This is a genomic window from Variovorax sp. UC74_104, assembly GCF_044055375.1.
GTDB lineage: Bacteria > Pseudomonadota > Gammaproteobacteria > Burkholderiales > Burkholderiaceae_C > Variovorax.
Genome location: NZ_CP171979.1, coordinates 719,496 through 745,547 on the forward strand (window position 1 = coordinate 719,496; position 26,052 = coordinate 745,547).

At 65.8% G+C, this 26,052-nt stretch carries 21 protein-coding genes and 1 pseudogene; 12 read left to right on the top strand and 10 right to left on the bottom strand.

Annotated features, from left to right (window positions below):
• Window positions 1–152: 152 nt before the first annotated feature.
• Window positions 153–533 (bottom strand): hypothetical protein, encoded by a 381-nt coding sequence (locus ACHMXA_RS34060; protein WP_395321849.1) that lies wholly within the window; start codon window positions 531–533, stop codon window positions 153–155.
• Here ACHMXA_RS34060 and istA point away from each other — a divergent pair.
• Together istA and istB are read left to right on the top strand one after the other, a co-directional pair.
• Window positions 526–2,058, top strand: coding sequence for an IS21 family transposase (istA, locus tag ACHMXA_RS34065; RefSeq protein ID WP_395316597.1), 1,533 nt, complete (start codon window positions 526–528; stop codon window positions 2,056–2,058). The genes ACHMXA_RS34060 and istA overlap by 8 nt on opposite strands.
• The gene (gene istB / locus ACHMXA_RS34070) at window positions 2,051–2,947 is read left to right on the top strand and encodes an IS21-like element helper ATPase IstB (RefSeq protein WP_093083094.1); all 897 of its coding nucleotides are present in this window, start codon (window positions 2,051–2,053) and stop codon (window positions 2,945–2,947) included. The genes istA and istB overlap by 8 nt, the downstream gene beginning before the upstream one ends.
• A 367-nt stretch (window positions 2,948–3,314) precedes the next feature.
• On the opposite strand, the gene ACHMXA_RS34075 is transcribed toward istB, so the two are convergent.
• Entirely contained in the window at window positions 3,315–4,070 is a 756-nt protein-coding gene (locus ACHMXA_RS34075) for a DUF4303 domain-containing protein (protein ID WP_395321850.1), read from the bottom strand.
• Window positions 4,071–4,668: 598 nt separating this feature from the next.
• Window positions 4,669–5,142 carry an ester cyclase gene (locus tag ACHMXA_RS34080; protein ID WP_395321852.1) on the bottom strand — a complete coding sequence of 158 codons (474 nt, stop codon included), beginning with the start codon at window positions 5,140–5,142 and terminating at the stop codon, window positions 4,669–4,671.
• Window positions 5,143–5,242: 100 nt separating this feature from the next.
• On the opposite strand from ACHMXA_RS34080, the gene ACHMXA_RS34085 reads away from it, so the two are divergent.
• Window positions 5,243–6,118 (top strand): helix-turn-helix transcriptional regulator, encoded by an 876-nt coding sequence (locus ACHMXA_RS34085; RefSeq protein WP_395321854.1) that lies wholly within the window; start codon window positions 5,243–5,245, stop codon window positions 6,116–6,118.
• A 121-nt stretch (window positions 6,119–6,239) separates the two neighbouring features.
• Here ACHMXA_RS34085 and ACHMXA_RS34090 read toward each other — a convergent pair whose 3' ends face one another.
• Window positions 6,240–6,515: a helix-turn-helix domain-containing protein gene (locus ACHMXA_RS34090; protein WP_395322688.1), complete on the bottom strand. Its 276-nt coding sequence runs from the start codon at window positions 6,513–6,515 to the stop codon at window positions 6,240–6,242.
• Window positions 6,516–6,807: 292 nt separating this feature from the next.
• Window positions 6,808–7,311, bottom strand: a pseudogene (locus ACHMXA_RS34095) (AraC family transcriptional regulator); the annotation flags it as partial.
• Window positions 7,312–7,471: 160 nt separating this feature from the next.
• Here ACHMXA_RS34095 and ACHMXA_RS34100 point away from each other — a divergent pair.
• Window positions 7,472–8,341 carry a PASTA domain-containing protein gene (locus tag ACHMXA_RS34100; RefSeq protein WP_395321856.1) on the top strand — a complete coding sequence of 290 codons (870 nt, stop codon included), beginning with the start codon at window positions 7,472–7,474 and terminating at the stop codon, window positions 8,339–8,341.
• 50 nt (window positions 8,342–8,391) lie between these two features.
• On the opposite strand, the gene ACHMXA_RS34105 is transcribed toward ACHMXA_RS34100, so the two are convergent.
• From ACHMXA_RS34105 to ACHMXA_RS34115, 3 genes are all read right to left on the bottom strand, one after another.
• Window positions 8,392–8,643 (bottom strand): hypothetical protein, encoded by a 252-nt coding sequence (locus tag ACHMXA_RS34105; protein ID WP_395321857.1) that lies wholly within the window; start codon window positions 8,641–8,643, stop codon window positions 8,392–8,394.
• A gap of 102 nt (window positions 8,644–8,745) precedes the next feature.
• Window positions 8,746–9,513 carry a coniferyl-alcohol dehydrogenase gene (locus ACHMXA_RS34110; RefSeq protein ID WP_395321859.1) on the bottom strand — a complete coding sequence of 256 codons (768 nt, stop codon included), beginning with the start codon at window positions 9,511–9,513 and terminating at the stop codon, window positions 8,746–8,748.
• Window positions 9,514–9,548: 35 nt separating this feature from the next.
• The gene (locus ACHMXA_RS34115; RefSeq protein ID WP_395321861.1) at window positions 9,549–11,024 is read right to left on the bottom strand and encodes a benzaldehyde dehydrogenase; all 1,476 of its coding nucleotides are present in this window, start codon (window positions 11,022–11,024) and stop codon (window positions 9,549–9,551) included.
• Window positions 11,025–11,281: 257 nt separating this feature from the next.
• Here ACHMXA_RS34115 and ACHMXA_RS34120 point away from each other — a divergent pair, with 257 nt between their 5' ends.
• Window positions 11,282–13,108, top strand: coding sequence for a sigma 54-interacting transcriptional regulator (locus tag ACHMXA_RS34120; protein ID WP_395321863.1), 1,827 nt, complete (start codon window positions 11,282–11,284; stop codon window positions 13,106–13,108).
• Between the two features lie 103 nt (window positions 13,109–13,211).
• Here ACHMXA_RS34120 and ACHMXA_RS34125 read toward each other — a convergent pair whose 3' ends face one another.
• A complete protein-coding gene (locus ACHMXA_RS34125) occupies window positions 13,212–14,525 on the bottom strand; it encodes a RepB family plasmid replication initiator protein (RefSeq protein ID WP_395321865.1) in 1,314 nt (437 codons plus the stop codon).
• A gap of 698 nt (window positions 14,526–15,223) precedes the next feature.
• On the opposite strand from ACHMXA_RS34125, the gene ACHMXA_RS34130 reads away from it, so the two are divergent.
• The 6 genes from ACHMXA_RS34130 to ACHMXA_RS34155 all read left to right on the top strand — a co-directional run bounded on the left by ACHMXA_RS34130 (window position 15,224) and on the right by ACHMXA_RS34155 (window position 23,408).
• Window positions 15,224–16,378 carry an AAA family ATPase gene (locus ACHMXA_RS34130; RefSeq protein ID WP_256099070.1) on the top strand — a complete coding sequence of 385 codons (1,155 nt, stop codon included), beginning with the start codon at window positions 15,224–15,226 and terminating at the stop codon, window positions 16,376–16,378.
• Window positions 16,379–16,702: 324 nt separating this feature from the next.
• Window positions 16,703–17,794, top strand: coding sequence for a ParB/RepB/Spo0J family partition protein (locus ACHMXA_RS34135; protein ID WP_395321868.1), 1,092 nt, complete (start codon window positions 16,703–16,705; stop codon window positions 17,792–17,794).
• Window positions 17,795–19,551: 1,757 nt separating this feature from the next.
• The gene (locus ACHMXA_RS34140) at window positions 19,552–19,815 is read left to right on the top strand and encodes a hypothetical protein (protein WP_395321870.1); all 264 of its coding nucleotides are present in this window, start codon (window positions 19,552–19,554) and stop codon (window positions 19,813–19,815) included.
• Window positions 19,812–21,716: a phage integrase family protein gene (locus ACHMXA_RS34145; protein ID WP_395321872.1), complete on the top strand. Its 1,905-nt coding sequence runs from the start codon at window positions 19,812–19,814 to the stop codon at window positions 21,714–21,716. The genes ACHMXA_RS34140 and ACHMXA_RS34145 overlap by 4 nt, the downstream gene beginning before the upstream one ends.
• Before the next feature lie 245 nt (window positions 21,717–21,961).
• On the top strand, window positions 21,962–23,005 hold the full coding sequence (locus ACHMXA_RS34150; protein ID WP_395321874.1) for a Bug family tripartite tricarboxylate transporter substrate binding protein: 1,044 nt from the start codon (window positions 21,962–21,964) through the stop codon (window positions 23,003–23,005).
• Window positions 23,006–23,015: 10 nt separating this feature from the next.
• Window positions 23,016–23,408 carry a chorismate mutase family protein gene (locus tag ACHMXA_RS34155; protein ID WP_395321876.1) on the top strand — a complete coding sequence of 131 codons (393 nt, stop codon included), beginning with the start codon at window positions 23,016–23,018 and terminating at the stop codon, window positions 23,406–23,408.
• 151 nt (window positions 23,409–23,559) lie between these two features.
• On the opposite strand, the gene ACHMXA_RS34160 is transcribed toward ACHMXA_RS34155, so the two are convergent.
• On the bottom strand, window positions 23,560–23,985 hold the full coding sequence (locus ACHMXA_RS34160) for a hypothetical protein (protein ID WP_395321878.1): 426 nt from the start codon (window positions 23,983–23,985) through the stop codon (window positions 23,560–23,562).
• A 508-nt stretch (window positions 23,986–24,493) separates the two neighbouring features.
• On the opposite strand from ACHMXA_RS34160, the gene ACHMXA_RS34165 reads away from it, so the two are divergent.
• On the top strand, window positions 24,494–26,047 hold the full coding sequence (locus ACHMXA_RS34165) for a S8 family peptidase (protein WP_395321880.1): 1,554 nt from the start codon (window positions 24,494–24,496) through the stop codon (window positions 26,045–26,047).
• Window positions 26,048–26,052 lie beyond the last annotated feature (5 nt).

Genomic DNA, 26,052 nt, shown 5'->3' on the forward strand with positions numbered 1-26,052 from the left:
ATTGGCTGGACTGTCGGTGAACGGGTGCGCGTCAGCCGAATACCGGGACGTTCTGGCTTGTTGCTGGCGGTCCTTCAGCACGCGTGATCAGCGTTCACGGCGGCCGTCCGGCCACGAGTAGGCATCTTGGTGATTGCCCTCATGTCGCAAGCTCAGCAGCGCTGAACGAATGTCGTGAACGCGTCCTTCGCCGGGTCATGGAAAACATAGACCGCCGCCTCATCATGAAAGTAGTCGGCGACAGGAAACTGCCCCAGGAAGACCAAAGGGCCGGCATCTCCGATGGGCCACGCTGGAGACTGCAACCAGCGCGGGGGCTGGTTCACATACTTGAACAGTTCCAGGATTCTCTGACGCAGCCATGCCTTTCTCTGTTTGGAAGGCAGGCTTGGCGCGGCTTCGAGCAACGAGGTGTTAGTGCCAGCGCAATCTTGACCAGCTAAACCGCAAAGTGCCAATCCAAAATTGACCAGGGTGTTCCACTGACCTGCTGAGAATTTCAGCAGGGGATTCAAGGTGATCACCATGGACATGATTGGCAAGGTCAGGCGCATGAGGCTGCGCGACCAACTCTCCCTTAGCGAGATCGCAAAGCGCACGGGCCTGTCGCGCAATACGGTCAAGAAGTGGCTCAAGGCGCCCAGCGATGTGGTGCCGAAGTACGAGCGGGTGAAGCTCGACGGCAAGCTCACGGCGTTCGAACCGGCCTTACATCAAGCGCTCACGACCGACAGCCATCGCCCCAAGCATGGAAGGCGCAGCGGCCGTGCACTGTTTGCCCAGATACAGGCGCAGGGCTACCGCGGCGGCTACAGCGCCGTCACCGACTACATCCGGCGCTGGCGGGTGGAGTCGGCAGCCAGTCCGGCCAAGGCGTTCGTTCCGATGAGCTTCGAGCTGGGCGAGGCCTTCCAGTTCGACTGGAGCGTCGAAGCCATGGTCGTCGGCGGCGTGTTCTACAACGTGCAAGTGGCGCACCTGAAGCTGTGCGCCAGCCGGGCCTTCTGGCTGGTGGCCTACCCCAGCCAGGGCCACGAGATGCTGTTCGATGCGCACACCCGCTCGTTCCAGGCACTCGGCGGCGTCACCCGGCGCGGCATCTACGACAACATGCGCACCGCCGTGGACAAGGTGCAGCGCGGCAAGCAGCGCACCGTCAACGCCCGCTTCGCTGCCATGTGCAGCCACTACCTGTTCGACCCCGACTTCTGCAACGTCGCCTCGGGTTGGGAGAAGGGGGTGGTCGAGAAGAACGTGCAGGACAGCCGCCGGCGCATCTGGATCGAAGCCGCGACCCGGCGCTTCGGCTCGTTCATCGAACTCAATGCCTGGCTGAGCGAGCGGTGTCGTTCGGTGTGGAGTGATACCACGCACCCGATCCACCGGCAGTTCACCGTGGCCGAGATGTGGGAGCTGGAGAAGCCTCACCTCATGTCCATGCCTGCTCCCTTCGACGGCTACGTCGAGCGGCTGGCCCGGGTCAGCAGCACCTGCCTGGTGGCCGCCGCGCGCAACCGTTACTCCGTGCCGTGCGAGTGGGCCGGCCACATCGTCAGCACCCGCGTCTATCCCGAGCGAATCGATGTGGCGGCCGCGGACGCCGTCGTGGCCAGCCATGCCCGGCTGCCGGGCAGCGGCCAGACCAGCTACGACTGGCAGCACTACATTGAGCTGGTGCAGCGCAAGCCGGGCGCGTTGCGCAACGGCACGCCGTTCCTGGACCTGCCGGCGCCGTTGCTGCGCTTGCGCCAGTCGCTGCTCAGGCACCCTGGAGGAGACCGGGTCATGGCACAGGTGCTGGCTGTGGTGCCGCAGGCCGGGCTGGAGGCGGTGCTGGTGGCCATCGAGCTGGTGCTCGAAGGCAGAGCGCCCAGCGGCAGCATCAGCGTGGAGCACGTGCGCAACGTGCTGGCTCGCTTGAACAGCCCGGCCACGCCAGACCAAGCGCAGACGTCCTTGCGACTCACCCAGGCGCCCAAGGCCGACACCGCGCGCTACGACCGGCTGCGCCCCACCCACCAGGATCATCTGGACGGACAGGAGGTCGGCCATGCGTGAGACCTCCAGCGATGTACAGGCTCAGCTGAAGGCACTGCGGCTCAACGGCATGGCCACGGCCTGGGCCGATCTGACGGAGCAAGGCGGCGATACGACCCTGGCCGCATCGCGCTGGCTGGTGGAGCACCTGCTGCAGGCCGAAGATGCTGACAGGGCCATGCGTTCCATTGCTCACCAGATGAAGTCAGCGCGCTTCCCCATGCACCGTGACCTGGCCGGGTTCGACTTCACCGTCTCGCAGGTCGACCGCGCGTTGATCCAGAAACTGGCGGACCTGTCGTTCACGCAGGATGCGCAGAATGTGGTGCTGGTCGGTGGCCCAGGCACTGGCAAGACCCACCTGGCCACGGCGTTGGGGATTGCCGGGCTCACCCGGCACGCGAAGCGAGTGCGGTTCTACTCCACGGTCGATCTGGTCAATGCCCTGGAGCATGAGAAGAGTCAGGGACGTGCCGGACGCATCGCCATGAGTCTGGTGCGCATGGACCTGGTCGTGCTCGACGAGTTGGGTTACCTGCCGTTCAGCCAGGCCGGTGGTGCCTTGTTGTTCCACCTACTGTCCAAGCTGTACGAGCACACCAGCGTGATGATCACCACCAACTTGACCTTCGGGGAGTGGTCCAGTGTGTTCGGCGACGCCAAGATGACCACGGCGCTGCTGGATCGCTTGACCCATCACTGCCACATCATCGAGACGGGCAATGAGTCCTACCGCTTCCGCCACAGCACGCGCGAAGCCAAGGGGCGCATCAAGACGCGTGAACAGACCAGGAAGGCAGCGGCCGCCCAGGTGAGCGAGGTCGCGGAGGAAGGGGCCTCGCCTGACGGCTCGGAAGTACCAACAACCGGTTCAAGAAAAGGAGGACCTACCGAGGCATCCAACCTATAGTTATCCACAGTTGGCTCCTACCGGAACCAGCTCCAGCCCCTGGTCAATGTTCGACTGGCACAGCTGATCTCGATTGCACTGGCGCTAACAGAACAGCGGCTTTCCGGTCGAAAGTCGGTCCCGTACGTCGAGCACACCGAGATTCGTGATTCGCCGGACTTCGCTCACCAGTGAGGCGGTCGGGTCGCACGGTGCTGTAGAAATGGTCACACGGCTCATCTTCTTCTAGAGATGCAAGGGTACGGCTGGTCTTGGCCGACTTGGGCGGGGCGCGACTCCATCCTGAATGGGCAGTCCCTGGAAACTTCGTAAAGCAATCACTCAGGCGAAGCCTCGGATTTATCCGGCGATCCGCCAGGCTCCCAATCTAAGCTGACTGGCAAAGCTTGATCCAGCGTTCGAGCCGACCCACCACACGCGAAGTGTTCAGTCTGCCGATCGAGCCTTCCATGTCCTCGTTGCCCTCGATTTGGCATAGCAGCACAACCTCTTCACGCGCCTCGCCCGTGCCGAAGAAACCTTCACGGTCAAGTTGTTCCATCGCGGCAATGCAGGCCTCGAAGAGACCCGCACGCAGGACGTCGAATTCAACGTCGCAAGGCAAGTCGCTGCGATGGCATGCCAGGATCATGCGGTAAGCGATGTCGAGAAACTCACCGCCCTCCGTGTAGGGCCATTCGGCGGAACTCCAGATCTCGCTTTCATCGTCCATGTCGCCCGGAGCACCCAAGGAGAGATCGCTTGCAGCATGGACGATGGTCATCGCATCGTCATCGCTGTAAAGCGCGAAAAGGCGGATGGTCTTGTCAGGATGGGCCGCGCGGATGGCCTGGAAGGTGTGGCGAGCACCTTCGCGAATCTCCGCGGTGAGCAAGGGGAAGTCGATTCGAGCGGGATCGTGTATGCCGTGGCGCACTCGCTCGTAGCCTTGCGCTTCGATCTCGTTGCTTCGCTGCGCGAGGGCTTCCTTTGCGGCTTCGGGACTTGCGAACTCGGAGACCATGGAGTGACCCATGGTGTGCACTTTGCCGTTCGCGGCCCACAGCGAATTGCCGAACTGCCGCAGTTCGTGAAAGTCCGTGGGCACCCCGTTGTCGAAGCGATAGAACAGTGACCAGGTCATCGGCGGAGAACTCCTTCTGAGGGCGCAGGGCCACCGCGAGCCTTCTTGCTGAAGGCCTTCAAGGGGCTTCTTGCAGCCGAATTTTGCCGGAGCAGTGGACATCAGGAGTATCCAATGCGGAGAACGATTCGTCTGCCCTGCGCTGGGCGAGCGTCCGTTCGACGAAGACCCACGACTGAGTGCCTCGGCTGAATTTCCGCTCGGAAAGTGATCGCGGGCCGAAAGGCGATGCAATCATTCCCGGGCAGTTCGAGATGTCGTACGAAGCTCGTCGGTTCCGGCGTCCTCCCTCGAAGCGAGTCGGCCAGAAGCGTGTGCCGACCCATCAGTCCCGCCTAGAGGATTTTGCTCAAGCCGGCGTTCCCAGAGATACAGCGCGGGCATGGCGACGAGATGGGCCAGCGCCGCCAGCAGACCGAAGACCAGCACGGCGAGTGCAATGACCGGACTCGCCACAATGCAAAGCAGAGTTCTGAGCATCCATGAATTTTCTGGACCGCCCCCTCGCACTGGATGTAGGAATTTACCGAGACTGCAACCTGACCCGACGCACTCCAACGGGGGGGAGTGCGAAGGCGCTGCTTCGGCCGCAGGCTCTTCACACCTCGCCAGCCCCAGAGCGAACGACGATGCCGAGCGCGAGCCACGCCTCCTGCGCATCCACCACATCCCAGTGCTCGACCAATAGTCCGTCTTGCAGGCGATAGCGATCCGCCGTCGAGAAGTGAAGCACCTTGCCGGTGGCTGGCACGCCGAAGAAGACGCCGGTGTGCGTCGCCTCCCACCGCGTCATCGCCATGAGGCCTTCGTCTTCGACCATGACCTCCTGGCGCACCGGTCTGAGGTCGGGCAAGCCGACGTAGAAGGTTTTCACGAATTCCTTGTACGCGGGCCGCACATCGACGTGCCGTCCGCCGCTCGATCGGGCCGCCTCTAGCAAAGGACGGACATTGGCGCTGTGGCTCGAGAAATCCGGAGGCAGGTGGTCGTCGACGGCCGTGAGGTCGTGCCGACCGTAGAGCCGGCTGCGAAAGTCCAGAAAGCGTTCCCTCGTACGGGCGATGGAGGTCATCGGGTGTTCCTTCGTCGGTTGAAAAACCCAGCGTAGAGCGCCTAATATCCCTCGACAAGACAGGAAGTTATCCAGGTATAGGAACCACCAGCCTCGCGCAATGACCCACCCGTCCAGCCCCCAGGCGCGTGCCGAAGTGGCCGCGTTCCTGCGCAGCCGCCGCGAGCGTTTGAAGCCCGCGGAAGTCGGCCTGCCGACAACGGCGAGGCGGCGCACGCCGGGCTTGCGGCGCGAGGAGGTCTGCCACCTCGCGGGCGTCGGCCTCGCCTGGTACACGTGGCTGGAGCAGGCACGCGAGATCGAGGTGTCGGCACATTTCCTCGATCGCATCGCCCACGCGCTGAAGCTCGATGCGACCGAGCGTGCACATCTTTTCACGCTGGCGCACAACCGCCCGCCGCCGATCGTGCCCGGTCCCTCGCTGGCGGTCACGCCGCACCTGCGCCGCATGCTCGATGCGGTCACCGGGCCTGCCTACCTTGCCACCGCCTCGATGCACGTGATTGCCTGGAACGGCGCGCTGTCGGCCGTGTTCGGCGATCTCTCGGCCATCGCGCCCGAAGACAGGAACATGCTGTGGCTGGTGTTCGCGAGCCCGGCGCATCGCGCGGCGATACCGCAGTGGGAAACCGATGCACGCGCGATGCTCGCGCGCTTTCGTGTCGAATTCGGGCGGCATCGCGACGACCCGGCCTTCCTGACATTGATCGAGCGCCTGCAGATCGCCAGCCCCGAGTTCAGGCAGTGGTGGCCCGATCATGACGTCAGCATGCGCACCGACCGGACCAAGCGCTTCGAGGTGCGCGGCGTCGGCCGGATGGAACTGGAGCAAAGCTCCTTCATGGTCGAGGAGTCGCCAGACATGCGGCTCGTCGTCTACACGCCGGTCGATGCACCGAGCATGAGGAAGGTCGAGCTGCTGGAGCGCCGCAGGAAGGAGCGTGATGCACAACCTCCCAGCTCCGCTCACCGCTAGCGTCCGAGCGACTGACGGGTATCGGCACCGATGCCGGGCGGCCGCTGTCCGTCGGCGCCGTCATGAAAAGTGCCATGACGATGCTTCGCGGCCGGCGGCTTCCCCGCCCCAACACCTCCAATCAATCGTTGAGCACGCCGAATGGCAGCGTCCATCCGGAAAGGTTGCTCCCTGCGTCCGACGGGAGGCGACCGTACGGCAGGAAGACGGGATTGGCGCGGCGCTGCAACGTCTCCTTCGGCGTGTGGCCGAACTCGGCCTTGAAGAGGCGATAGAAATATTTCTCGTCCGAGAAGCCGTGGCTCCAGGCGATCTCCGCAATCCGCACATCCTGTCGTTGCGGATCGCTGAGCACGTGGTAGGCATGGCGCAGTCGCCTGCGCCGGATCTGCCGCATGATCCCCTCCCTCTTCCTCGAACAGCTGGTAGAGCTTGGCCCGCGACACCCCGACCTCCCGGCAGATCCGCTCGGGCGTCAGATCGGGCTCGAGCAAGTGCGCGTCGATGTAGTGCCGGATCCGTTCGAGCAGCACCCGGCGGATGGGACTGCTGGCCTCGTGGATTGCCTCGGCAGTCGGTGAAACGGCGGCGGCCATCAGCAGCAACGTCGACTGGACGACGCTGGGCACGTCCTTCTGCTGCAAGGTGGGGAGATTGCGAAACAGCGACAGCAGCTGGTCGCCCAGCAGGCGGCCAATGCCGCTCCTGAGTGTCTGGTCGTGCACAAGCGCGGCGGATCCGGGCAGGAGATGCCGGGGCACCACGACGCTGATCACGTCGCCGGCTTCGACCATGCAATCGTTGGCCTGCGCGACGTCGTAGAAGAAGAGATCGCCAGGTCTCTTGACGGAATCGGGCCCCATGGCGCGGCGGGTCACCTGCCCACCGAGCAGCAGTGTGAAGCGAAAGGACTCCTGGCCGTCCAGCCGGATGCGCCTTGCATTGCGATGGACCGCATAGGTCAACGGCCGCGGCCGCCTGGGCCAGCGCCGCCCCGAGATGACCAGCGGACCGAGCGCGGCGCCGGTGGCCTCGGCGTCGAACGCGCCGCAACCGTCATCCTCGAACCTGCAGTCGCACAGGTTGTCCTTGACCCAGAGATGAAATCGGTCCCGTTCGGGATAGTCGGCGGTGGCAAATCTGAAGACAGGGACGGCATCCAGCGAATCCATGGCAACGGGCTCTCTTCTCATGACCCAGGAATCATCGCCGATCGGTGCCGCTCCCGCGCTGTGGGCGCCAGGTGCAATTGCATCTACATCGGGTGGAAACTGGTCATCGCCATGCCCGCTACGCTTCGACGATCATGGCGCTGGCCACGCTTTGAAATCTGCTTGCTCCGAATCTCTCGCCATGCTGTCACGCTTTTTTCTGAATCTCATCGATACACCTGCCGCTTGGGGGGCGGCGATCACGCTCGGCCTCGCGTTTTCGCTGCCGGCGGCCGCGCAACCGAATTCGTCGGCGAATGCGCCCGCGCCGCGCGTGATTTCCGAGTTGAAGAACATCCGGATGAGGGCGATCACCAGCTTGCCCAGGGCCGGCGGCAGCGCCAGCGACCGAGGCGGCTGCCCATCGTTCGTGATCCAGCCGAAATCGGCCGCGGCCAAGGCGGTGGCAGCGCAAGGATGGGCAGTGATGGCGGATCTGCCGCTGGGTTCCTATCGCGCCGTCGGTTTCGCCGGCCAACTGGAGGCGGGGACCAGCGGCACATGCAACATCACGCAGGGCAATGTCGGGGTGTTCGATGGCGACAAGCTCGTTGCACTGGCCTATGGCAAGTCGGCCGAGGACACGGCCATCGGCAACCTGACGCCCCTGGAAGGCGGTGCCGTGCGGGTGTGGGACGGCGACATCGTCGGCTCGCCGGTGGGCGACCTGCGCGTCGAGGCCGACGGCACCGTGCGCCTGGGCAGGTTGGCCGACGAGGAGTCCGTCTGCAAGGGAAAGGCCGTCGTGCCGAACGTCTACGGCATGCCGATCGACAAGGCGCGCAAGGCGTTGGCCGACAAGGGCTGGAAGCCGGTGCGCGTGAAGCCGGACGGCGAATCGCGCCAGTCGGGCTTGATCAAGCGCGGCATCGTCGAGGTCGAGTCCTGCGCGGGCACGGGCCTCGCCTACTGCAGCTTCAGCTATGCCGGCACGGCCGGTGCGCTGTCGGTCATCACCGCAGGCGAGAAGGGTCTTCCGAACGTCGTCGGCTACGACGCAAAGTGCCGCTGATGCAGCCGCGCTCCCCGTCTTCACCCCGAACCGCATCGGCGAACCCCTGATCAGCGGGGCCACCCTGCTGCTTCCCTGGTCCCGGCGGGACCCGGTGCCAGGAGGGCCTGCCTCAGGCTCCAGATGCAGGCCCCCAGGCGAAGCAGTCTTTCGACGTTTCTGTCATGGCTCGCATCCTCCGGATCCTCCTGGCCGATCAGGTCGGAGATGCAGTCGAGGGCGTCAGGGGGATTGAAGCCCAGGCCGGCGCGCGCCATTTCGATCGTCGTCACAAGAACGTCAGTTCTTTCCATCTCGAGCATCCGCAAAAGGTCAGCGTGCGCCATGCACGGCGCGGCCGCCAGGGCGCGAGGCGGCGGGCACGGGCACCCCGTCGGGGCCGGGGCCCGGCCAGTCGTCTCGCATCAGATGTAGGTCGATGCCAGGCCGCCGTCGACGGGGATGTTGACGCCGCTGATCCAGCGCGCCTCGTCGCTGCACAACCATGCGATCACCGGCGCGATCTCGTCGGCGAAACCGGGGCGAAGCATGCGGTGCGCATCGGCCTGCACCCGCTCCTGGCCCAGCATGCTCACGAAGTCGCCCAGGATCGGCGTGAAGACCGGGCCTGGCGCGACGCAGTTCATGCGCACGCCGTGCGTCAGGAACCACTGCTGTGACTGCGTGGCACTCCAGACGATCAGCGCCTCCTTGAAGTACTGGTAGCAGGTCTGCTGAGGCACGGGATGGTCGCGCAGCCACTGGGCGCCGGCCTCGAAGCCTCGGGCTTCGGCCAACGCTTTGTGGGCCTCCAGTCGCTGCGGCCACTCGGCACCGAGGATGGACGCCACATTGACGATGGCACCGCCGCGCGCAATGCGCGGCAGCGCCTGCTCGGTCAAATGCCGCAGCCCCAGGTAGTTGACGTCGGCCACCAGCCCGGCCGGCGCCGTGCCGGGCACGCCGGCGATGTTGCACAGCGCATCGAAACGTTCCGGCAGCTGGGCCACGGCCGCGTCGATGGTGGCGGCGGAACTCAGGTCGGCCTTGACGAAGCCGTCGAGCGTGAGGCTCGGGTCGTTGCGGTCCATGCCGACGACGCGGGCGCCTGCGAAGCGGGCCACACGCGCGACCTCGGCACCGATGCCCGACGAGGCACCCGTGACGACGATGGTTTTTCCTTGAAGCTGCATGAAATGTCTCCTTGTGGAATTGGTCGACGGCACGCTCAGAACGGATAGGGATGCGGCGCCTGCTTGATGCTCAGCCACTGCCACTGGGTGTATTCCTCCCAGTCGGCCGGGCCGCCCACGCTGCTGCCGTTGCCGGCGATGCCGGGGCCGCCGAAGGGATTGACGCACTCGTCGTTGACGGTCTGGTCGTTGATGTGGACCATGCCGGAGTTCAGTCGCGCGGCGATCGCCATGGCCCGTCCGATCGAGGGGGAGATCACGGCGGATGCGAGGCTGCCCTGATTGTCGTTGGCCAGCGCCACCGCTTCATCGTCGGTCTCGAAGGTGATGATGTTGGCGACGGGGCCGAACACCTCCTCGTCGTACACCCGCATGCCGGCCTTCACGCCCGCCAGCACCGTCGGCTTGTAGAAGAGGCCCTCGCTGACGCCACCGGCGAGCAGTTGCGCGCCGGCGGCGATGCTGTCCTGCACGATGGCATGCACGCGGTCGCGCTGCTTCGCGTCGATCAGGGGCCCGAGCGCCACCTGCCCGCTCGCGCCGTCGCCCACCGGCAGGTGCTGCGCCTTCGCGACCAGCCGCTGCGTGAACGCGGGGGCGATGCGCTCGTGCACGAGGATGCGGTTGGTCGCCATGCAGATTTGCCCCTGGTGCAGGTAGGCACCCCAGGCCGCGTTGCTGGCGGCGATGTCCAGGTCGGCATCGTCCAGGACGATCAGCGAGTTGGCGCCGCCGAGCTCCAGCGTCACCTTCTTCAGGTGCCGCCCCGCCAGCTCGCCGATGCGCCGGCCCACGGCGGGCGAGCCGGTGAAGGCGATCATCGGCACGTGCGCATCGGTCACCAGGGCCTCGCCGGCGACGGCATCGCCTGGCAGAACCTGCAGCAGGCCGGCGGGCAGGCCGGCCTCCTCGAACACGCGCGCGAGCATGAAGCCGCCGCTCACGGGCGTGCGCACATCGGGCTTGATCACCACGGCGTTGCCCGTCGCGAGGGCCGGCGCCACGGCGCGGATCGTGAGGATGAGCGGGAAGTTGAACGGCGAGATCACGCCGACCACGCCCCGCGGCACGCGCCGCGCGAGGCTGGTGGTGCCGCTCGCGCTCGGCAGGACCTGGCCCTGCGCCTGCAGCGGCATGGCCGCCGCCAAATGGCACAGAGTGATGGCCTCGCGCACCTCGTGCTGCCCCTTGGGCAGGATCGCGCCGGTTTCCCGGGCCACATACAGCGCCAGCTCGTCGAAGTGCTGCTGGAACAGCGCCGCGGCCCGGTGGAACACCGCGGCCTTCTCGCGCGGCGCCGTCTGCGCCCAGCTTTTCTGCGCCTGTGCCGCGGCGGCTGCGGCCCGCGCCACATCCTGCGCGTCGGCGATGCCGACGCTTGCCATTACCGTGCCCGTGGCCGGTTCGACCACGTCGCGCACGCCCCCCGCGGGCGCGACCCATGCGCCGTTGAACACCTTGCCTGCCCATGCCGCTGCGTCCAGGAACGCCGGCTTCTCGGAAACATCCATGACTTGCCTCTTGTGAGAAATTGATCGGCTGGCCGAGGCTTGAACCGCCCGCGGCACGGCCTCCTTTGCGCAACGGTCGTACCAAGGGCGCAGCGGCGCGATCATTCAGCGTCACGTCACGAGGCTGTTCTTAGAGGAGAACTAGGTGGAATCCCGAGGACCTACTGGTTATGACGGATAACTGGTTTACCCTGATCCGCCGTTTCACCAAATCATCAAGAATCGGCCGCTCGTTTCACCAAAAGATGAAGCCGACCTTGACAAAATCCCCCGCTTCATCCCTCCCGCCACGGATCTCGCTGGCCGAGGTGGCGCGCGCCACCGGTGCCGCGCTCGGGCGTTTCGAGGGCGACGAAGTGGCACGCGCGCTGGGCCGCTTCGAGGCCTCCCACGTCGGCAGCGAAGCGCATCCGACGATCGCCGACATCAGCGAATGCCTGTTCTTCTCGCCCGGCGACGGCCGCATCTGGCTGCAGGACCAGCGCATGGTGCTGCTGCACACCGAGGCGCTGGGTTCGCTGCGGCGCGAGCTGATCGACAGCCTGGGCCAGGAGAAGGCCCGGGGTCTCTTCACGCGCGCGGGCTACGTGAGCGGCGCGCGAGACGCGCAGCTGGTGCGCGCGCAGTGGCCCGAGGCCGAACCCGCCTCGGCCGCCATCGCCGGCACGCGCCTGCATGCCTTGGAAGGCGTCGTGAAGGTCGAGCTGGTGCACGTGCGCTACGACCCCGAGACCTCGGACTACGAGGGCGAGTTCATCTGGCACCACTCGAGCGAGGACGACGAGCACATCGCGGCCTACGGCATCGGCGGTTCGCCCGCCTGCTGGATGCAGGTGGGGTACGCCACCGGGTACGTCAGCACCCTGTTCGGACAGCTGGTGGTGTTCCGCGAGGTGGCCTGCCGTTCGATGGGCGAGAGCCACTGTCGCGTGATCGGCAAATCCGCTGAGCGCTGGGACGACGTGGAGGAGGACATGCGCTACCTGCGGGCACGCGATTTCGTCGGCTCGCCACCGCACGGTGCATCGACACCGCAGGCCGCGCATCTGCCCGCGGCGCCACGCAGGCACGACGCGATGGTGGGCGCATCCGCGGCCTTCAACGCGGCCTGCCACCTGCTGCACCGCGTGGCGCCGACGACGGCCACGGTGCTCTTCACCGGCGAGTCCGGCGTCGGCAAGGAGAAGTTCGCCAGCATGCTGCACAGCATCGGCCCGCGGCGCGACAAGCCCTTCGTCGCGGTGAATTGCGCGGCCATTCCGGAGACGCTGATCGAGTCGGAGCTGTTCGGTGTGGAGCGCGGCGCCTACACCGGCGCGGGCGCGTCCCGTCCGGGCCGCTTCGAGCGCGCCCATGGCGGCACCTTGTTTCTGGACGAGATCGGCACGCTGAGCTACGCGGCCCAGGGCAAGCTGCTGCGCACGCTGCAGGAGGGCGACGTCGAGCGCGTGGGCGGCACGCGCAGCGTCAAGGTCGATGTGCGCGTCATCGCGGCGACCAACGTCGATCTGCGCCAGGCCGTGCGCGAAGGCCGATTCCGCGACGACCTGTTCTTCCGGCTCAACGTCTTTCCGATCCACCTGCCGCCGCTGCGCGAACGGCGCGACGACGTGCCCCTGCTGATGAGCCATTTCCTGCAGCACTATAGCCGCAAGCACGGCCGGCCGGCCACGGGCTTCACGCAGGCCGCAGTCAGGGCGCTGCTGAACTACGACTATCCCGGCAACATCCGCGAACTGCAGAACCTGATCGAGCGCGCCGTGATCATCGCCCCCGAGGGAACGCTGGTGGACGTCCATCATCTGTTCACGAGCGGCGAGGCGCTCGACAAGAACGTGCTGTCGATACGACCGGATGGCCACCTGAGCGAGGCTGGCAGCGCCCCGGTCTCACCGGACTCTTCTGCAAACCAGGTGGCGGCGGATGGCGCCCCGGGCCCCGGCTCATGGGGACAGATGGAAGAGACGCTGATCAAGAGCGCGCTGGCGCAATGCGGAGGAAACCTGTCCGCCGCCGCGCGCGCACTGGGCATCACGCGTGCGCAACTGGCTTACCGCGCGCGCAAGCGCGGCATCGCAAGCTGACGGCAGGCTGGCCGTTCGGCATCGACAGCCCCGGTTGTCGTCTCCGGGTTCATTGGCGCCCCGACGCACCCAGCCATTGCACGGGGCAAGGCCAGCCGCGCGGTCACATCCCCGCGACGCCCTGGGCCAGCGCGAAATCGAGCAGCACGCGATCCGAAGGATCCTCGGGCCAGGTGATCTGCGCCAGCCAGCGGTGGAAGGTGGTGCCGGCAATGCGGCTGGCGGGGCCGTCGCGGCGCCAGGCGCGGGCGATGGGCGCGGCAATTTCCGCCAGCCGTTCGGCCTCGAAGCGCGAGCGCATCTCGGCCTGCATGGCTTCAGGCATCTCGAGGTAGAGTGCCTTGGCCTTCTGCATGCGGTCGTTTTCCCAAAGCTCCCGGATCCGGTGCATGCGGTCCTCGGTGCCCAGCGAGGCGCCCGCGCGCCCCTGCGCGGGCGAAAGCAGGGCCGGCGCAGCGGCGGCGGGCTCGCCTGCGCCCTTCATGCCGGCATAGCCCTTCTTCAGCGCGTCCTTGAAGTACGCGGCCGAGGACTTGAGCGCGGGCAGCGTCTGGCTGCGCAGGCGCTGCTCCACATGCTCGAGGGTGCTGCGCAACTGGCCCTCGTCGGTGGTGGCGTACAGGTCCTGGGCCTCGTCCTGCTTGAGGCCGAGCGCGATCAGCTTGCCGACCAGTTCCAGGTCGAAGACGTTGCGGCTCGGATCATCGGCTGCCCCCATGCGCTGCTGCACCTTGGGCTGGACGCGGAACTGGATCTCCTCGATGCGGCGTCCGCGCTTGTGCTCGATGAGTTCGAGGCTGAAGTCTTCGCACAGGGCATCGATCTCGGCGAGCGCCTTGCTGATCACGTCGCGCTTGAGAAAGCGGTAGTCGACTTCGGTGATGTCGCTGCGGCCCGTCAGGACCGCGGCCCACCACAGCACGTCCTCGCGCATCGAGAGGCGACTTGGCGAGCTGAGATAGCGCGCACCGATCTCGTAGAGCACGGCGGCGGGATAGCTGCGCATCTGCCCGCTGATCTCCAACAGCACGCGCGTGTATTGCAGCGGCTTGACCAGCCGCTCGCGGATTTCCTCGGGATAGCGCCAGGTGATGGTGCAAGGGCGTCCCCTGCCCTGCTCCTCGATGGTGACGGTGCCCAACAGCTGCGAGGAGACCCAGCGTTTCAGTCCCGTGCCGCTGGTGGACCACTCGATGGTGGTGGCCTGCATGTCGCGCAGGTGGGACTTGAGCAGTTCGGTGTTGTTGGAGTTGAAGCGGGCGTCACCGATCAATTCGCTCAGCGCCAGCTTGTAGACGGGTTCGTCGACCCCCTGACGCTGCGAATGGTAGAGCAGTGCGTTGTAGATGCGGCGCGACAGCAGTGTGAGCCGGCCGCGCTTGGGCCGGATCGCGATGGCTTCGTTGGCCTTGGCCACGCTCTGCTCATCGGGAGGAGACGCAGGTTTGGGCGGTTGTCGTGGGACTTCGCCCTCTTCCATGGGCTGCTTTCGGGTATCTACGGTTTCACATCATGCCCGCGTTTTGTGAAGAGGTCAATTTACAGATCACGAAAGGGCTCTTGAATCTTTGAAGAACTAACACTTGGGGATATTGAATATTTGGCGGAGCACTTTCTTTTTGTCTGACAAGGACTTGGAAGGGTTTCTGTGAGTAACGCTGGGATTTGACGTGAGATTCCTTGGGATTTAATGTGAGACCGGCTGGGGTTTGGCGAGCGGGAATGTGCGGATGCTTGGGATTTGAAGTGAGTGGACAAGGGTTGGTGGAGGCAGAGGGAGCGATTTCGATCACCTTGCGCCTGCTTCCACCGCCTTACCGAGCATCTTTGGGACGCCGAAGGGGCCTGCGAACCCGAAATCGGAGCTCGCGCAGGTGCGTCCGGCTCTGGAATCCCAGAAAGTCTCACGTGATTCCCCAACGGCTCTCACAGTTGGGGCGTCTTGTCAGGTGGTGTTCTTTGTGAATCTTGTTCATTCGACGGATTCCCATAGAATGGCTGAATTCTGTCGAATAAGGTCGCTTTCACATGGCACTGCCCGCTCCCGCCGGCGCTGGAAACCCGGTTTCCACGCCCTCCCCTTCTATTCCTTCTCCTGCCCGGGCGCGCATCGACATGCCACGGATCGCGAACCTGGCCACGCGTGCCGGTTCCATGATCGAGCAGATCCGCGGTCGCCTGCTCGCACCCGAGGCCCGCAAGGTTGCGCCGATTTACTCGACGGCGCAACTGGCCGCCTTGTGCGGCGTCGACAAGGCGCACGTGGCTTACCGCATCACCAAGGAGGACCTGCCCAGCGGTCGGCTGACGCCTGCCGGCGGCAAGCGCAACTTCGAACTGAGCGAACTGCGCAGGTGGACGCGAACCTACCGTACCGACAAGATGCGCCCTGCCGGCAAGAAGGCCTTCACGATCGCGGTGGGCAACTTCAAGGGTGGCGTCGCCAAGACGACCACGGCCATGGTGCTGGCCCAGGGGCTGAGCCTTCGCGGCCACCGGGTGCTGGCCATCGACACCGACCCGCAGGGGTCGCTCACGACCCTGCACGGTTTGCTGCCGGAAGCGGAGATCAGCGAGGACATGACGATCGCGCCGCTGTGCGACGGCAGCCAGTCGGACATCCGCTACGCGATCCGCTCTACCTACTGGGACGGGCTGGACCTCGTGGCCGCCGCCCCCTTCCTCTTTTCGGCCGAGTTCGCGCTGCCGGCGCGGCAGATGCAGGAACCCGGCGCGCGCTTCTGGGACGTGCTCAACGCCGGGCTGGAGAGCGTGCGGGATCTCTACGACGTGATCGTCATCGACACTCCCCCGTCGCTTTCTTATGTGACGATCAATGCCTTGTGGGCGGCCAACGGCATCGTGGTGCCGGTGCCGCCGTCCGGCCTGGACTTCGCGTCGTCCGCGCAGTTCTGGTCTCTCCTGGCCGATTTGGGCAGCAACCTCGATGCGCAAAGCGGCGAGCGCGCCGGCAAGGCATTCGACTTCCTGCACGTGCTGCTCAGCCGGGTCGATCCGAGCGACCCGGCGACGCCCGCGGTCCGGCAATGGATCCAGGCCACCTACGGCGAGTACACCCTGCCGGTGGAGATTCCGAAGACCAGCGTGACCAGCAACAAGGCCGCCGAGTTCGCGACGGTCTATGACGTGCAGAAGTACGAGGGGGCTGCCAAGACCTACAAGCGTGCGTCCGATGCCTATGACGCCTTCGTGGACCTCGTGGAGCAGTCGGTGGTGAGCAGCTGGTCGGACAAGGGCCAGGCGCAATGAGGCCCCGCATGCACGAACCGGAAGGTGCGTCGACGTGGCGTGGAAACCAGGTTTCCAGCAAGGACTCGCGGTCCCTGCCCTGTCCCGTCGCGACGGGCTGCGGTTGGAAGGCCGCCGTCTTTCCGAATATCAGGTGGAGTGCCAGCCGGCTGGGAGCGGTCGGCGCTGCGTGGAAACCAGGTTTCCACGTGTGGACGGCGGCTGGCGGAGTGGAAACCAGGTTTCCATGCCGCGCGCTCCGATCGGTGGGCTCGCTCGCGGGCGGTCCATTTCAGGCCACGCGATCCGCGTGGAAACCAGGTTTCCATCGCCATGGAGGTGTCAATGGCTAGTACCCGCAAACGTTTAGAAGCCCTGACCGCCGGATTGTCGATTCCGGAGCCTATGCCCGCGGCAGCCCCGGAGTCCGCTGCGGCCCCGGCGCCTTCGATCGCGCCGGTTCTTCCCGGCGCCGCGGCCACCGCCGTGGAAACCAGGTTTCCACCGGCACAGGCCGGAGCGCTCGCGCCGCGCACAGGTCCCGGCCAGATGCTGGCATTCCGCGGCCAGATGCAAGTGGTGGAGGGCGAACTGGCCACCCTGCGCGAGCGGCTGCGCCAGTACGACGGGTCGACTCCGACACGCAAGCTGGACCCCGCAAGCATCCGCGTCTCCCGCTGGGCCAATCGTCATCCGGCCTCGTTCGAGAACGCGGAGTTCGCCGGTCTCAAGGCCGATATCGAGCAAGCCGGCGGGAATGTGCAGCCGATCCTGGTGCGACCGCTCCCGGACCAGGCCGGCCAGTACGAACTGGTCTTTGGCCATCGTCGTCACCGCGCGTGCCTGGAGCTTGGCATTCCTGTCCTGGCCGCGGTCTGGCTCGACGAACTTGGCGACGCCGAACTCTTCGCAGCCATGGACCGCGAGAACCGCGAGCGTGCGGATCTTTCTCCCTATGAGCAGGGCGTGATGTACCAGCGAGCGCTCGAGGAGCAGCTCTTCCCGACCCAGCGCCAGTTGGCCGAGAAGCTCGGCGTGAGCCATACCTGGGTCCGCAAGGCATTGATGGTGGCGCAGCTGCCGTCGGCCGTGCTGGAGTGCTTCCGCACTCCGCTGGAAGTCCAGCATCGCTACGCGGAGCAACTCAATGCGGCCCTCGATAAAGATCGCCGAGGGCTTCTCAAGCGCGCCGAGAAGATCCGTGGCCAGAAGCTTGCGCCGGCGGCCGTCGTGGCTCGGTTGCTTGGCGTGGAGGCGGTCGCGAAGCCGGAGAAGCTCGCGATCACGAGCGATGGCCAGACGGTGGGCTCGTGCCTGCGGGCGCCCGACGGTACCGTCACGCTGACCCTGCTGCCAGGGCCGGTTGCGGGGCTTCCATCGGAAGCGCTCCTGAAATCTGTCGCTGAGACGCTGCAGAAGGTCAAGCTGCTCGGCTAGGGTTCACAAGCCGATGCAAGCCCTTCGCGACCGAGCGGCGAAGGGCGTTTCTTCAACCATCCGGGTATGGCCACCCCGGCGTATCCCTCGGCCCGGGTCTCGCACCCTCGGCGTTGGTTGCCGGCCCGCCCGGCCATCCCGGCGCAGGGCGGCGAGAGCCGACAGACCCGCGAGCGTACCTCCGAGTCTCGCGATGCCTTCTGCCTCTGCAGGACTGGTCGGACCGTCAGTCCGGATGCGTCGCCGATTGTACAAGGCGCAGGGTCTGCAGCATCCGTGCGGGCAATCGAAGAAGCTATGGCTGCCGCCTGGAAACCAGGTTTCCACCGCGATTGCGCCGGCACCGGACAGTGGTTTCAACCGGTGCCATCGGCCGGTCCCCGCCGCGAAGTGATCTCCAGGCCGGACCATCTCGTCCAAGGCGGCCGGATCCTGTCGTGGAAACCAGGTTTCCATCCCTGCGGCAGGTCCGTAGTGCCCGCGAGCCCAAGCTGTCACCAACCAACGGTCGGGCGACAAGAGTCCTCCGCGCACGGTTCGAAGTACTGCAACGGCACAGAGGCGCAGGTTCATGGCTCCGGGCCGGATCGTTGCGGTTCGTGGAAAAGGGGTGCGGGGTGCCACGCGCGGAAGGTCGTGTCAGTGGAGTTCGCGCCCGGCCGCCCGAGTTGAAGGCGAGGGCAGGGTCGAAGGGACCGCAGTCCCGGCGGCTTCGCTGTAGGAAGTCGTTGCATCGCCAATGGGCATTCGGCGCCAAGTGAAGCCTGCGTTTCAACACTGCTCGTCGCGCTGACGCTGTAGGGTGATGCAAAACCTCTCATGGGAGGCTCTCCTGAAATCCTCCGTCGAGCGCTTCAGGAGGAGAAGTCGGGCACACGAGAACGGCAGATTCGCTCTTCATGTGAGTGCCAATGGGATTTGCGAAAGGGCAGGGCAGTGTGAAAGCGCGGTGGGCCAAAAGGCCCTTTCTGGGGACTGTGGTCGTGCCCTGTGGCCCGGCCAGACGAAAGCGTCGGGGTGTCCTGACCGGGCCCCAGAAGAACGAGCCATCACGGCCCAAAGCCCATCGCACCGCGGCGGCGGTGAGAGTGAATGTGTGCACTCACTCCAACTTAAATTCAATGGTCGCCGTCGACGTCTTTTGGAATAGCTCCGTTCGGGCCGATGCCCGATTTCGGATATCTCCGAATCCCGAGTACATCGCCGCTCCATCCTGGAGCGACGTCGGCGGCGCGACGACGGAGCCATCCATTTCAGTCCATGCCGCGCTCGTTGGCCTGCCTGCCCAGTCGTCGCGGCTACGACGAACCTCGATCCGGTCCGCGGCTCGATACGCGCAAACGGTCGTGGATCGTTTGCGCGGCGGACTCATGCGTGGCCCAGCGTCTCGTCACTAGCAGTGACAACGACTTGGCAGCCAAAGCGAATCAAGCTCCTCAGCTGTGGTGAATTCACTCCTTCCCAGTGCCTGGATCCGGCCCTCCGGCGATCCAAAAGATGTAATTAAATCAAGGAGTTAGCACCCAGATCGCCGATGGTTTCTCCAGAACGCGGCAACAAACACCTAGAATTACAATTGATGATTATGCAAAATCTCGACATGGAAAACGAAGGGGAGGTCGCACCATGAGATTCGAACCCGCCGGGGACACCGGCCGTAGGGAGAGTGCGCGAAGCCACGCGCCGAGCCCCGGTCCGGTGTACCGCCGCTGCACAAGATTGGCCATCGCCGAGCGCGGAAAAATGGTCGCAAGGCGATGAGCCGTTACCCTGTCCCGGGCCCGGAGGAGCTGGCCGGACTGAGCGATGAAGAGCTCGAGCGCCTGGCCGTCGAATGGCGTACGCAGGCCTTGCGTGGCGTGAAGCAGGCCTACGGCGTTGCCCATGCCCTCGAGGTCGAGCTGCGCCAGCGCATCCGAGCGAGTCAAGCCCGCCAATTGCCGCCTCGCACCGATGCACCCCGGCGCCGCTGGAGGTTCTGGCAGGCCGATGTGGCCGGCGATTCCACCACGTCCCCATGAAGAAAGCGCCCACGCGCCGGTTGCACCGCGGCCACTTCGCGTTCATGCGCGCGCTCGCCCAGGGCGTCGACGAGCGCGATGCCTGGGACCGCTACCTCCGTCTGGAGGGCGAGCACGTCGACCTGCGCACCGTGCGACGCACGATCGCCTGGATCCGCGACGCCTTCGCCGCGGCTGCACGCCGCGAGCAGAAACCTGGCACGGCCCGCCTGATCCTGCTCGACCCCGAACGCTTCACGGCCGCACCGGTCCTGCCGAGCCTCGCCGATTTCGCACTGGCCCAGGGAATGGAGGATTTCTCCGAGGCCGAGCAGATCGAGGCCTACGAAGCCGCCTTCGGGCAGGCAGGCGCCGGGCAGCCAGGACGGGGGGGAGGCGGTGGCCGGCCCACCCGGCGCGCGCGCGTCATCGAGCGGCAGCTGGAGGCGCTGCGCTGGCTGGAGGACCTGGTCGCAAAGGATCCTCGAGCAGGGGACGGCGTGGCCGCCTGGCTGCATCCTGTGCTGGCCGAGCGGCTGGAGCGCGCGGGCCTCGCGACGCTGTCCGCACTGGTGGAGCGCATCAATGGCGCCGGTGCGCGCTGGTGGGTCCATGTGCCGGGCGTCGGTGAACGCAAGGCGGGCCGGATCCTGGACTGGCTGCACGCGAACGAGCAGGTGCTCGGTCTGCGCGTCGGCGCGCATGCGGTGCAGCCGCGCCGGCAGTTGCGCCCCGCCGTCCTGGCGGCGGTGGTCCCCGCCGCCACCGCCTTGCTGCCCTACGAGAAGTTCGTGCTGCCCGCTGGGCTGGACGGCCGCACCGGGGCCTGTCGCGCGCCGCGCGAGGCCTGTCGCCTCGCGGCGGCCAACGACCACGAGGCGATCGGCGCCTGGCTGGCCTCCAAAGGGGAGCCCGGCGCGGCCCCAGGCACCCTCTCGTCCACGCAGCGGTCTTACCGCAAGGAAGCGGAGCGATTGCTGCTGTGGTCCGTGCTGGAGCGTGGCAAGGCGCTGTCTTCGCTGACGCATGAGGACGCGGGCGCCTACCAGGCCTTTCTGGCCGCGCCGCCCGCGGCCTGGTGCGGATCGCGCCATCACCAGCGCTGGTCGCCTATGTGGCGCCCGCTGGAGGGCGCGCTGACACCGGTGACGCTGCGCCAGGCGCTGATCATCCTTCGCAGCCTGTTCGCCTTCCTGCAGGGCCAAGGCTATGTGACGGGCAATCCCTTCGCGGCATCTGCATTGCCTCGGGATTCCCAGCGGCCGCTCGGCGCGAATCGCACCCTGAGCTTCGCGCAGTGGGACCACATCGACAGGCTGCTGCACGCCCGCATGGGCACCGAAGCCGGACGGCGGCTGCGCAGGGGCATGCGCTGGCTCTATGCTACCGGGCTGCGTCTGAACGAGATCACCGGCGCGCATTGCGGGGATCTGCGACGTCAGCCCGCCTCGACGCCCGGCGACGCGGCCCCGGCGGCCTGGTCGCTGTCAGTGAGTGGCAAGGGCGGCGTCCGCCGCCAGGTGCCGGTGCCCCACGAATTGGTCGACGAACTGGCCGATGAGCTCGCGCGCCATGGCTTCGACAGGGAAGCGGATGCGCCGGGCAATCGTGGTATCGCGGTGCTGGCCCGGTTCGGGGCGGGCGGCGAGCATCCGCCCGCATGGTCGTCCTCGGGGCTTTACCAGGCCATGAAGGCGTTCCTCGCGCGTGCTGCCCAGGGCCTCGATGCGGCGGATGCGGAGCGCCTGCGCAGGGCCAGCACCCACTGGCTGCGCCATACCCACGGCGCGCACGCGCTGCAGGGCAGGGAAGGGCGTGCGCCGCTGCCCCTGCAGGTCGTGCAGAACAACCTGGGCCATGCCTTGCCGAGCACGACCTCGATGTATCTGCCGAAGCAGCCACGCCCCTGGCCAGGGGCGTGATCGCCCACGGAGACTTCGCGGCGGACGGTTCCTGTCGCTGTCAGCCGCGGCCTGTTCATCGGCCTCGCGCTCGCCACGATCTTGCGTAGCAAGCAAGCATGACAAGCCTCGGACCACGCCCGTGCGTGGACATTCCAGGCTCTTGCGACGACGCCGTGCGGTGATGCTTTTTGCATCCCAGGCAGGAGTTGATCCTGTGCGCAGCCGGAGAAAGACTTGGGCTTTCGATCCCCAACGTCCTACCCATGTCCCTTTATCTTTTTCGATCGCTCTCCGCGCGTCTGCTGTGTCTGGCCGGCGTGCTCGCCTGCGCCGGCATCGCCTGCGCGCAAACACCCGGTTCGAGCCGCCCGAACCTTGGTCCACCGGAGCCCGCGGGCAGTTCGGGCCTGAACTGGCCCACACGACCGCTGCGCCTCGTCGTCGGCTTTGGTGGCGGTTCCTCGCCGGACTTCGTGGCACGCGTGCTGGCCGCGCCCATGGCGAAGGCGTTGGGCCAGCCGGTGATCGTCGAGAACCGCTCGGGCGCCAGCGGCAACATCGCCGCGGACATCGTCGCGAAGTCCACCGACCAGCACACGATCGGCATCCTCATCAACGGCAACATGACCATTGCCAAGATCCTCAATCCGGCTCTCTCCTACGACCCGCAGAAGGACCTGGTGCCGCTCAGCATCATCTGCACCGCCCCGCTGGTGCTCGCCACGACGCCGGAGGCATCGAGAACGGACGCCCGCGGCTTTCTCGATGCGGCGCGTGCCGCGGGCAACAGATGGAGCTACGGCTCGCCCGGCATCGGAACGATCGGCCACCTCGGCATGGAGCTCCTGAAGGCGCGCACCGGCATCGGCGCCACGCACGTGCCCTACCAGGGCAATCCGCAGGTCATCACCGGGTTGATCGGTGAGCAACTGCAGCTGGCGCTGCTTCCGCCGGGGCTCGCCGACGAACAGGTCAAGGCCGGGAAGCTGCGCGCGATCGGCGTGACTTCGCCTCGCCGCTCCGCACTCGTGCCGGACTACCCGAGCCTGCAGGAAGTGGGGCTGAAGGATTTCGAACTGGAGATCTGGACGGCCGCCGCGGCGCCCGCGAGCTTGCCGGCGCCCATCGTGCAGCGCCTGAACCGGGTGCTCGCGGAACTCATCCGGCTGCCCGAAGTGCGACAGCAGCTGTTCCAGCACGGCTACGAGGCCGTTGGCCTCTCGGGCGAGGCGCTGGTGCGCCGGGTGAAGGCGGACACGGCCGCGCTTGCCCAGATCATCGCGAGCCAAGGCATCCGGCTCGAATAAGGAAATCCACATGACATCAGCACAACAGTCGCATTCGACCGGGCCCCAGGAGGCCGTGACCCCGGCCCCGGAAGGCGCAAGCACGGGCCTCGTCGCCGACAGCGAGACGGCCCAGCAGGTCCTGCAGTCGCTGCGCGACGAGCTCGACGGGTTGGACAGGTCGCTGCTGGAGGTCTTGAGGCAAAGGCTTGTCTGCTGCTGCCGTATCGGTCTTCACAAGCGCAACCACGCAATTCCGATGATGCAGCCCCATCGCATCGGCATCGTGCAGGAGCGCGCGGCCACCTTTGCCGTCGAGCACGGCATGAGTCCCGCGTTCGTGCGCACGCTTTACGAGTTGATCATCACCGAGACCTGCAGGCTTGAGGACGAGATCATCGGCGCGTCCGCAACCTCCGGATGAGCTTGTACGCCCTCTGTTCGAACGAGTGCCGGCCAAGGCGCTGCGGCCTCGCGCTCCCGCAGCACCTTTCTGTCGAGCGCGCGCAGTTGCTCCTAGCGCGGGCTGCCACCGCTAGCAGAAAGTGGTGGCCCGCAAATGATTTCCGGGGCGCTCAGTGTGGCGGGAGTGTGGGGTTGAGCGCACCGTCGTAGAGGCTCGCCGGAAGGCCCAGCATCTGCGGGCCCTGAAGGGTGCTTCCTTCGAGCGAGCCGCTCGCGTTCAGCACATTTTTCAAGGCGTCGACCACGGAATTCATCTCGGCGATATTCTTGAAAAGCGCCCGGGGCCCGTGATGGAAGATGTGCAGCGCGATGGGCAAGGCATGCACGAAGACCAGCTCGGCGCGCAAAGGGATCGGCCGCCATGCACCGCCGTCGTCACGCGCCTGAAAGCAGTCCGGCGGCTTCATGGCGGAGCACAAATGCGATGCAAAGACCAGACCGAAGGCCTCGGGGATACAGTCGCGCAGACGGCGTGAGTCCAGGTCGTTGCCGGCCAATCCGAGGAGTTGACCGACAAGCAGTTCCTCGGTCGCCATCCGCGCCAAGCATCTCGATGAGGTTGTGCGCAGTCGAGGACTCAAAGTCCTTCTCTGAGATCGCGTCGCTGCTGCACCAGATTGCGTCGGCCGCGGTTGTGGTACGCAAGGCTTCAGTCCAATCGGAAGGAGTGATAGCAAGGAAGATCATCTGGATTACCGGATGTTCGTGGAGCTCGGGCCTCAGTTTGTCACCGGCGCGGCAACAGCTTTTCTATCCGTACGGGCACATAGCCTTGACGTGACGAACGTCAGGCAGTGGATGTCGCGGGCTGCCGGCGATGCGGCAGCAATTCGCCGACGAGTCGTACCTTGTGCGTGAGTACCCCATGAATCAGGTAGGCGGCTCGGCTAGTGTCACCAAGGCAACGTCGATACGATCTTTGCTGCACCAAGTATGAAGAAAGCCGCCCGATCAGTGGTCCTGGAATGAGCACTACTGAGCAGTGACTTCTTGCCTTGCTCCAGCTCACCGTCACCATAAAAGCAACCCAGGCGAGGTCCATCCATGAAACTCTCACAGCGCCCCAAACGTTTTATCGTCGTTCCGGGTCCGTCCTCGCCTTCTGTCGCGCCAACGCCCCTCAGAACGATGCGCCTGATGCGCCTCGATCTGCGTGGCGGTTCACCTGTCGGGGCTGCCGTCAGGAATGGTGCTCGCCCGACTCGCAAGACCGTACGGGCCACCGTCCGGCCTGAAACATTCAAGGTGGTAAGCCGCTCGCCAGCCGACGGCGCATTGCTGCTCCAACCGCAGGATCACTTCACTCTGGGCCAGCTCAAGGCGCACGCGCCTGAGGGCACGAAGGTGCTTGAGGAACAGTGGTACAGCCTCGAGCGGCCGGCACGCCCCTGGTCCGCGCAGAGCACGGCACTGAAAAAGCCTCGCCTGCGTGCGGGCCATACCGTCTCATGGTCAGTCACGGTGGTACTCGACGACGGGCAGCGGCAACGCCTGGTCGGTGCGCTGGTTACTGTGATGACGAACGAGGGCAAGGGCATCGGCGTGGAGGGCACGACGGATCGGTACGGCAGGGCGAGCTTCGAGCTCAGCGACAAGACGAAAAGCGTGGACGCGGTCTATGTCGACCCACTTCACTCGGGTTGGCCGATGCGCGTATCAAATGTACTTATCACGGCGACGGGCTACGAAATTGCCGTGATGCCGATCGACCTGACGGCGCCCGACGCCAGGGGCATGATTTATGGAAAGCCTGCAGCCGGTGCCGGCAATAGGGTGCAGGTAGCGGTGGTTGACACCGGCGTTGGCCGGCACCGCGACCTGAAGATCAAACGAGGGCTCAACACAACTGCCGCCGAGTCGAGCCGACGCTTTCGCGACGAGGACGGGCACGGGTCGCATGTGGCAGGGGTGATCGCCTCATCCGCCGCCGGCTGGCGCCGTGGCGAGGCGAGCGCCGTCGAGCTTCACGCCTACCGGATTTTTGAATCGGGTGATCCATACGCATCGAGCTTCGCGATCGCGACGGCCATCAAGGATGCGGCAAGCCGCGGTTGCGACCTGGTGAACTTGAGCATCGGTGATAGCATGGCCGACGATGGCATCAGAGATGCAGTCGAGTTCGCTTGGGCGCGGGGTTGTGTCTGCATCGCCGCAACGGGCAATGATGGCAAGGGCCAAGTGGACTACCCGGCTCGCTACACCGAGGCGGTCGCGATCTCAGCGATCGGCCTTGTCGGTAGTTGGCCAGCCGGCACCTATCTGGATTGGACGTCAAGTCCATCAATTGGGAAAACGCTGGGCGGGCATGACAGTTTCCTTGCCAGCTTCTCCAATCGAGGCGCAAAAGTAGCGCTGACGGCACCGGGCGTGGGAATCGTATCGACAATCTTTGGTGACCGCTGGGGCGTGATGAGCGGTACGTCCATGGCTACGCCGATCGCCACCGGGGTCCTGGCCAGGCGACTCGCCGCTACGCCGGCTGTGAAAAGCCTGCCGCGGGACAAGACCAGATCGGCCGCCATTGTCGCGATGGCTCTCCAGGCGGCAGAAGACCTCAATTTGCCCCCAGCTATGCAGGGAAACGGCTTGACCCGATAATCCTG